Annotated in this window: 6 protein-coding genes; 2 read left to right on the plus strand and 4 right to left on the minus strand. The window is 42.8% G+C overall.

Annotated features, from left to right (window positions below; all coding sequences use genetic code 11):
• Positions 1 to 141 precede the first annotated feature (141 nt).
• Positions 142 to 2,181, plus strand: a complete 2,040-nt coding sequence (locus ACFIKQ_RS01655) for a toprim domain-containing protein (protein ID WP_375655703.1) — start codon at positions 142 to 144, stop codon at positions 2,179 to 2,181.
• Here the strand turns inward: ACFIKQ_RS01655 and ACFIKQ_RS01660 are convergent.
• Genes ACFIKQ_RS01660 through ACFIKQ_RS01675 form a run of 4 tightly spaced genes read right to left on the minus strand, consistent with a single transcriptional unit; the run spans position 2,172 to position 4,599 of the window.
• Complete coding sequence (locus ACFIKQ_RS01660; protein ID WP_375655705.1) at positions 2,172 to 2,732, minus strand: hypothetical protein; 561 nt, start codon at positions 2,730 to 2,732, stop codon at positions 2,172 to 2,174. The two genes, ACFIKQ_RS01655 and ACFIKQ_RS01660, sit on opposite strands and share 10 nt — an antisense overlap.
• 58 nt (positions 2,733 to 2,790) lie before the next feature.
• Positions 2,791 to 3,474 carry a hypothetical protein gene (locus tag ACFIKQ_RS01665; protein WP_375644511.1) on the minus strand — a complete coding sequence of 228 codons (684 nt, stop codon included), beginning with the start codon at positions 3,472 to 3,474 and terminating at the stop codon, positions 2,791 to 2,793.
• A 56-nt stretch (positions 3,475 to 3,530) separates the two neighbouring features.
• On the minus strand, positions 3,531 to 4,121 hold the full coding sequence (locus ACFIKQ_RS01670; RefSeq protein ID WP_375655707.1) for a hypothetical protein: 591 nt from the start codon (positions 4,119 to 4,121) through the stop codon (positions 3,531 to 3,533).
• A gap of 58 nt (positions 4,122 to 4,179) precedes the next feature.
• Complete coding sequence (locus ACFIKQ_RS01675; RefSeq protein ID WP_375644509.1) at positions 4,180 to 4,599, minus strand: hypothetical protein; 420 nt, start codon at positions 4,597 to 4,599, stop codon at positions 4,180 to 4,182.
• Positions 4,600 to 4,835: 236 nt separating this feature from the next.
• On the opposite strand from ACFIKQ_RS01675, the gene ACFIKQ_RS01680 reads away from it, so the two are divergent.
• A complete protein-coding gene (locus tag ACFIKQ_RS01680) occupies positions 4,836 to 5,405 on the plus strand; it encodes a hypothetical protein (protein ID WP_375635598.1) in 570 nt (189 codons plus the stop codon).
• Positions 5,406 to 7,595: the final 2,190 nt, after the last annotated feature.

The following is a 7,595-nucleotide window of genomic DNA, read 5'->3' on the forward strand; positions in this document are numbered from 1 at the left end:
AGCGACAAAGAAGCTCTCAAAGTAGACTGGCAAGCCCCATAGCACCACGGATTTCACTATCAGATCGAACGGCTAGAACAGCAAAAGAGAGTCCTCATCTCCTAAATCTTGAGAAAAACAGCAATAATATCACGAATGACCATGAGCACAATTTTTGAAATCAAACAAAAACTTATCTCACAAGCAGATAGAATAGTAGAAATGCTTCTTCCCCAAGGGCACAAACGAGGCAACAATTGGATTGTAGGCAACACACGTGGTGAAGCTGGTCAAAGTTTATCAATTTGCTTGAGTGGCAGTAAAGCAGGACTTTGGTATGATTTTGCAGAAGGCACTGGAGGAGATCTTTTAGACCTTTGGTGTGAAGTCAAAGGCATTAGCCTCTCTCAAGCATTAGAAGAAGCACGCGCGACTCTCAATCTGACACGCCCAAAACCCTTTATGGTCCCTCATCGTTCCTATCGCCGTCCACCGGTTCCTACAGGGCAGACCCCGCAGAATCTGGTAAAAAACTATCTCCACAAAGAACGCCACATTCCTCTAGAGGTTATAAAGCGTTACCGCATAGGAGAAAATGGTGAAAAAATCATTTTCCCCTTTTATAAACCCGATGGCACCCTTGCTCTAGTTAAAGAACGGCTCGCGCAAGCAGGAGCAAAAAGCAAACCAACAGCCTCTCAATGTGAACCGATTTTGTTTGGTTGGCAAGCCCTTTGCCCCCCCCAAAACACCCCCTCAACCCACCCCGCCTCTACACAGGCATCCCAAAACACACCCTCAACCAACCCAACCTCTGCACACGCATCCCAAAATACCCCCTCAACCCACCCCGCCTCCACACAGGCATCTCGAAATACACCCTCAACCAACCCCACCTCTACACACGCATCCCAAAACACCGCCTCAGCCCACCCCGCCTCCACGCACACGGCCCAACAGGCAACCCAGCACGCGCCGTTTCCCACTTTTTCTTCAACAAACCGTACAATTGTTATCACTGAAGGAGAAATTGATGCACTTTCCTTAGCTGCCTATGGATATCCGGCGGTTTCTGTTCCCTTTGGGGGAGGAAGTGGAGGCAAACACAACTGGATTGAAAATGAATTTGATCATTTAGAATCTTTTGAAACGATTTTTTTAGCCACAGATATGGACCAGCCCGGAGAAGAAGCAGCCCTCGAGATTGCCAGCAGGCTTGGACGCCACCGTTGCTACCGTGTACGTTTACCCCTTAAAGATGCTAATGACTGTTTAACCGCAGGGATTGATAAAGCCACCATAAAAGCCGCCTTTTCCTCAGCACAAAGCTTTGCTCCAGAAGGTTTACGGCGCGCCTCAGACTATAAAGATCAAGTGATTGGGCTTTTTTGGCCAGAGCCTGAAAAACATCTTGGTTATACGGTTCCCTATCCTAAACTGAAGGACAAATTGCATTTCCGCCCAGCAGAATTAACGCTTTGGAGTGGTGCCAGTGGTGCAGGAAAAAGCCAATTGTTATCAGACTGTATTCCCCATTGGATTGCGCAAAAAAGTCGCCTTTGCTTAGCGTCTCTAGAAATGAAAGGAGAACAATCTTTACGGCGCTTAACCAAACAAACAGGCGGCTTAGAAAAGCCTACAAAAGAGACGATTGAACGGATTCTTCATTTTTTAGACGATGGGCTTATTCTTTATGAACATGTTGGCAAATCAAGCGTTGACACCTTGCTTGATGTCTTTGACTATTGTCGTGCGCGCTATGGCTGCGATCAATTTATCATCGACAGTCTCATGCGGCTTGGCATTGCCTCTGATGATTATGCAAGACAAGAACAAGCCGTTTATAAAATGGTTGATTGGGCTGTTTTAAACAGTGTACACATTCATCTTGTAGCCCATGCCCGCAAAGGCGGTCTGGATAAAGATATCCCCAGCACAGAAGACATTAAAGGTGCCTCAGAAATTGGCGCCAATGCCTTTAATATCATCACCATTTGGCGCAATCGATCGTTAGAAGACAAAATCTTTGCCGCCTCTCTAGCACAAGAAAAAGCAGATTTAGCCAAACGCCCTGGCGTCATTATGAATATTGCCAAACAACGTTCTGGTGATTTTGAAGGCAAAATAGGGCTTTGGTTTGATCCTCAAACCTACCGCTATCGCTGTTCTTTTGAACAAACATTCCCTCGACGTTATCTGTAATGCTCCATAAACCCCACTCTCTTTAAAAACGCCTCCGCCTTCACACGCGCACGCCTTGCTCCCACAGAAACAACAGGAAGGATAAATCCACAAATGATAAAAAACACCCAATCCTTCGAGAACCAAAGCCAGCCCAACTCCATATTCTCTGCTCCCAAACGCAAACAAAAAAAGATCGCTCCAACAACGGCGCAAAACACCAGCCCCTTCAATAGCCACAAACAACGCGTCAGCACCCCATCTTGCCGCCCCCTCATATGCAAAATCAAGAACCACTCCAACACTACAGCAAACACGATCCCTATCAAGGACAGGAGTCCCCACGGTATATCCATACTCTCCATCCCCTCAAGAGCCAAAAAAAAGACGACTCCTAAAATACAGTAAAACAGCACTTCCTTCAAAAAGAGGGAAATACCACAAATACAATAAAACGCCGCCCGCCACCACGGAATATCGAAGCGCTTGGAAACTTTATAAGTACCAATAACGACAACAATAAAAAGGTAGGAAAACACCAACAACAGCAAAAAAAACAAATCGTTCGACATCACATACCCTTCACAGCAAGCACATTAAAGGTCACACCCATGGAGAAAAAAACACCACCTACCTCAAGAACCAAGCCCCTAGAACACGCGCACGCCTTACACCCTGATAAATCAAAGGAGAAAGAAATCCAAAAATGAATAAAAACACCCAATCCTTCGAGAACCAAAGCCAGCTCAACCCTAGATTCTCTGCTCCTTCACGAGTAAAAAAAAGGATTAGTGCCAAAATGCAGCAAAACAGCACAAAATTCAAAGAACGCAACAACCTCTGTAACACCGTATCACTTTGCTCGCGTATAAAGAACCCCAAGAGCACTTTCAACAATACAGTCAAGAGCAATCCCTTTAAGAATACCGCCCTTACGCTATCCATATCCCTGACGCCCACAGCAGCAAACCACAGGATAAAGCCCATCATGCAACAAAACATGACCGCCTTTAAGAACACTTGCCCCGCCACAGGCATACTCTTGACGCCCAGATGCACCAAACCAAGGACAGTTGCAAAAATGCAAGAAAACACCGCCCCCTTCAAAAACAGCTCCCCACCAACAGCGCGACTGCCCACGCCCACATAAACAAAACCAAGGTAGGTGGCAACAATGCCATAAAGCACCACCCACCTCCAAAACATCCACCCTGTAACAGAGCGACGCTTTGCTCCCTCATAAATAAAAATCAAGGCCAGAGCAAAAAAGCAGAAAAAAACCAACAACAGCCAAAACATCACATCGTTCGACATCAAATACCCCTCATAGAAAGAACATCAAAGATCACGCCCGTAGAGAAGAGAAATGCTCATTTTTTTAAGCCCCCCAACAGTACACGCACACACCGTACCCCCTCCAGAGCAAAAAAAGGAACAAGTCCAATAGTGCCCGCAAACACCCCATTGTTCGAGATCACAAACCAGCGAACCCCCATATGCTTGGCCCCATTATGCGCCAATCCAACAACAGCTCCAACAACGCAGGAAAACACCGCTAACTTCAAAAAAGACACCCCACGCGATATCCATTTACCCCGCACCCTCATAAGCAAAACCAAGGACAGCCCCAGCAATGCAACAAACACCGCTCCGATCACTAAAAATTCCCACGATATATCAAAACGCTTCGCTCCCTTATAAGCAAAGCCAAGAACCACTACAGCAATGGTGCAAAACACCACAGCCTTGAAAAACACGCCCCACGATACAGTTCTACTGTTTGCTCCCACAACAATAAAACAAAAGGTCGCTCCAGCAATGCAAGAAAGTTCCACCCCCTGCCAAAACACCTCCCACGTAATAACCGGTCGCCCCGCATCCTCATAAGCAAAACCAAGGACCAAGCCAATAACGCAGAAAAACGCCAGCCCCTTCAAAAACATGTCCCGCGCAACCACCATATGCCCCGCTCCTTCATTAAGTAAAAATCAGAGACCATGCCAAAAATGCAGCAAAAGATCAATCCTTTTCAAAGAATGAAAGCCTAAACCCAAAACGCCTTGCCCCACGATAAATAAGCCCAAGGACAAGACCAAAGACAACGCCAAAAAGAATGTTAAACACCCACCTGTTTGAGAACCACACCCAAGTCAAACCAAAAAGCTCAGCTTGCGCATAAATAAAATCAATGACAGCAGCAAAAATGAAGCTCAACAACAACATCTTGAAGAACAAACCCTGATTTACACCACGCCGCTGCATTACTTCATAACCCAACATAAGGAAAATGCCGGGAGTGCCATAAAATACCACAGCCCGTAAAAATACTCCCCACGTCATCCCCAACGCCTTCATTTCCATATAAACAGACACAAAGACAACAACCACAATGCAGAAAAATACTAGTCTTTTCAAAGACAAAGCACCGCGCAACATCATTCCACTCCCCCATCAAGCCATTCAAGGAAAATCCACCATGCAACAAAACACCCCTCTTTTCAAGAGTCAAATCCATGGGGCTCCCCCACACAAACGCAACAGTCCAAGTCACCCCCAAGAGCGCACAACCCTCACGCACACTCCAACACATGTCTTCCTCTAATCCCCCTGTTTTGCCTAGAGCAAGCAACATTTTTTAAAAACGAGAAGCAAACGATAATTTTTAAGGAGATGATATGACCCATCAAGAGAGAAAAAATACGCAAACCTGCCCGCTTGACCATCAAGATAAAGGAAGGCACATTGGTCATTTAAAGGCGCAAGAAATCCCTGTTGAAACGAGCAATCCTTATTTTCAATCCAATCATCCAGAAAACTCCAGCAATCCGCGTACCATCAATGCCATTGCCAATGCACAAAGCCATCCCATTGCACTTTTATATGCCAAAGGACATCTCAGCAAAGCCCAATATAAAGCGGCAGAACGTTTTTATTTTTACTGGCGTCAAAGTCAAGCCGATCTCCACATGAGCCTTGACTACACCCGTGAAAAGGTTTCCTGTAGCCAAGGGTACACACACCCCATTGAACGTCAAATAGAAGCATCCAATCATTTAAAAACAATCAAAGTTCAACTGGGTATTCTTGGCTATTCACTGCTTGAACGCGTTATCGGCTATGGACAAGCAATCAAAGAATTAAGTTCTTCAAAACGCAAACAAAATTCCCTTGCCGATCATTTACGAGATTGTTTAGACTTGTTAGCATTTCATTGGGGATATGCAAACCATAAACATTCTGAATAATCCCCCTCCTCGCCATTCTAAGCTACCTCCCATGTTGCTGCCCCCTCTAAAGCCCCCCAGACGGGCTCAACCATCCAGAAGCTCCCCCCCACCTCTTCCATCCCCTCACCCCCCAAAGAATGCAGCTTCATAAAACCCTTGTGCTCAAGATACACTCCGCACCCTTAAAAACAAAAATCCTTCCCCCACACCAGTCCTGTAATCATGGGGTGCTTTTACGTTTATTCGTTTTTTATTGAAGAATACGTTTTGTTTAAGATGCTTGCATGCATCATAACAGCTTTAAATACAGTTTAATTGTTTAATTAATATCGAATCTCAAAATAAATATTCAATTGAAAAAAGTATTCATTAATTTTTAATGCAAAATGACATAATCTTCTTTTTTGTAAAAAGTATTTTTTATATTGATATCTTTTCAATTCTCTGCTAATTATAGCGTAATAGTTTTGTAAGTATGAATTTGTGGATTGAATACAGTCTTTTGAGTTCATTTTTTTAACATGTCCTACTAGCCAATGTTAAAATTCTCCTGCTTTTAGTCCTCTGATTACAACAGGGGACTTTTTTTTACGACTGTACTTTTTTATAACTGTATTGTCTTAAATCACTCTCTTATGAGCTTTGTTATATTCCTCCATAAAATCTCCCCGCAAAATGGATCATTCTTTTGTCAAATTGGCTTGCGTTCCATCCTCAAAGAACAAAGCTTTTTAACCCAATCTGATCTACAAACAGCTTGGATAGACTTCACTCTTGATTTTCCATTCAGGGTTTTCAGCTAAACTCAAGGTGCGACAAAACAAGCTCTGCCCTAAAAATCCACCGCACCCTTAAAAAAACACTTCAATATATCCAAGGCGGCTGGCTCTCATATCACCAAACCGCAAATGACAGTGTTTTACGACATAACAGAATGACTTATATTTAATGACTTTCTTTATCCTGTACCCCACCAAAAGGTTGATGTATCACGACACCATATTGATTTATAATTATAATCACCCGTTCTTCATATTAAAATAAGAGACCCGAATATCATAAGGGTTCTCTCATTTTAAATTTATTTCAGGTTGCAAGAATCAACGCCATGTCTTTTGCACATTACCAACATGAGAGACATATGAAATAAAACACTTCAAAGATAAAGAATCAAAATGCCTCTTATAAACACGCTCAAGCACTAAAGGCTGTCATCACATTAGGCACTAGAATAGTATGATAGTGCTGGCTTTCCCCTTATGAGCTTTTAAAGAAGGGCTTATCCACTTCACGAGAGATTTCCCCATTATCCCATTCACCAACATCCCCATTCACCAACATTATTGTGAGATAAGACAACATGATGTTTTTTAAATAAGGACGTAAATGTGCAACAAAAATATATTCTGTTTAGAACATTCTGTTTTACGTAAGGCGCGTAAAACCCCATTAAAAAACTGGTATCCCCACGAGAAAAAATCTAAAGCGTGAGGATAAAAACATAAAGCAAGCGTGATTCCATTCAGCTATTGCTCTTTAACCGTCAAACCGCATAAAACATAGATCTCGGAAAGACGGAGGGAAGCTTTATCCATAGCACTTCATATTCTTCTCAAATATGTTGATCTTCCTGCTTTAAAAGATAAACTAAAAATATATACAACATCTCTCCTAACACCCCCCTCTTTCTAGCATCCCTCAAGAATCAAACGTTATACAGCTCATTTTGTCATATTATAAAGCACTGTTATTTTAAGGCGGTGTTGAAACAGTTAAAATAATTAAAGTGTTTAGCCAACGCCATTAGCGAAGCAAAAAAACAAACTGTTGAAAAGCAGTGTAAATCTTGTGTAAACATAAAAAAAACAAGAAAAAGGCACAAAAATATCTTAATTATTATAAAAATACTCAGCGTCTTTTACGATTGTATTGACGAACAACCCTGATCACATAATCATCTTAAATGTTGAGAATAAAGAATGAATAGCCCTAACAAATACAGCAACCTATCAATAAAAATATAAAAACAAATCTTTTGGCTATCCCTGTTTTTTACGGAATATGCCTTTCCCTTTGGATACTGCTCACTCTCATGAAGCAGCATCCAAACTGTAGAGGATGCACTCCGCCTTCAAAAGAGTGCATCCTTCCCCTCAACGGATACTGCTCAACCCTGATAAAGCAGCATCCAAACTGTAGAGGATGCAC

Source organism: Bartonella sp. MR63HLJHH (genome assembly GCF_042194155.1).
In the GTDB taxonomy this organism is placed as follows: domain Bacteria; phylum Pseudomonadota; class Alphaproteobacteria; order Rhizobiales; family Rhizobiaceae; genus Bartonella; species Bartonella grahamii.

Coding starts and splice junctions, on each gene's coding strand:
- ACFIKQ_RS01680 (WP_375635598.1), top strand. CDS start 4,836: ATGACCCATCAAGAGAGAAAAAATACGCAAACCTGCCCGCTTGACCAT.
- ACFIKQ_RS01660 (WP_375655705.1), bottom strand. CDS start 2,732: ATGTCGAACGATTTGTTTTTTTTGCTGTTGTTGGTGTTTTCCTACCTT.
- ACFIKQ_RS01665 (WP_375644511.1), bottom strand. CDS start 3,474: ATGTCGAACGATGTGATGTTTTGGCTGTTGTTGGTTTTTTTCTGCTTT.
- ACFIKQ_RS01655 (WP_375655703.1), top strand. CDS start 142: ATGAGCACAATTTTTGAAATCAAACAAAAACTTATCTCACAAGCAGAT.
- ACFIKQ_RS01670 (WP_375655707.1), bottom strand. CDS start 4,121: ATGGTGGTTGCGCGGGACATGTTTTTGAAGGGGCTGGCGTTTTTCTGC.
- ACFIKQ_RS01675 (WP_375644509.1), bottom strand. CDS start 4,599: ATGATGTTGCGCGGTGCTTTGTCTTTGAAAAGACTAGTATTTTTCTGC.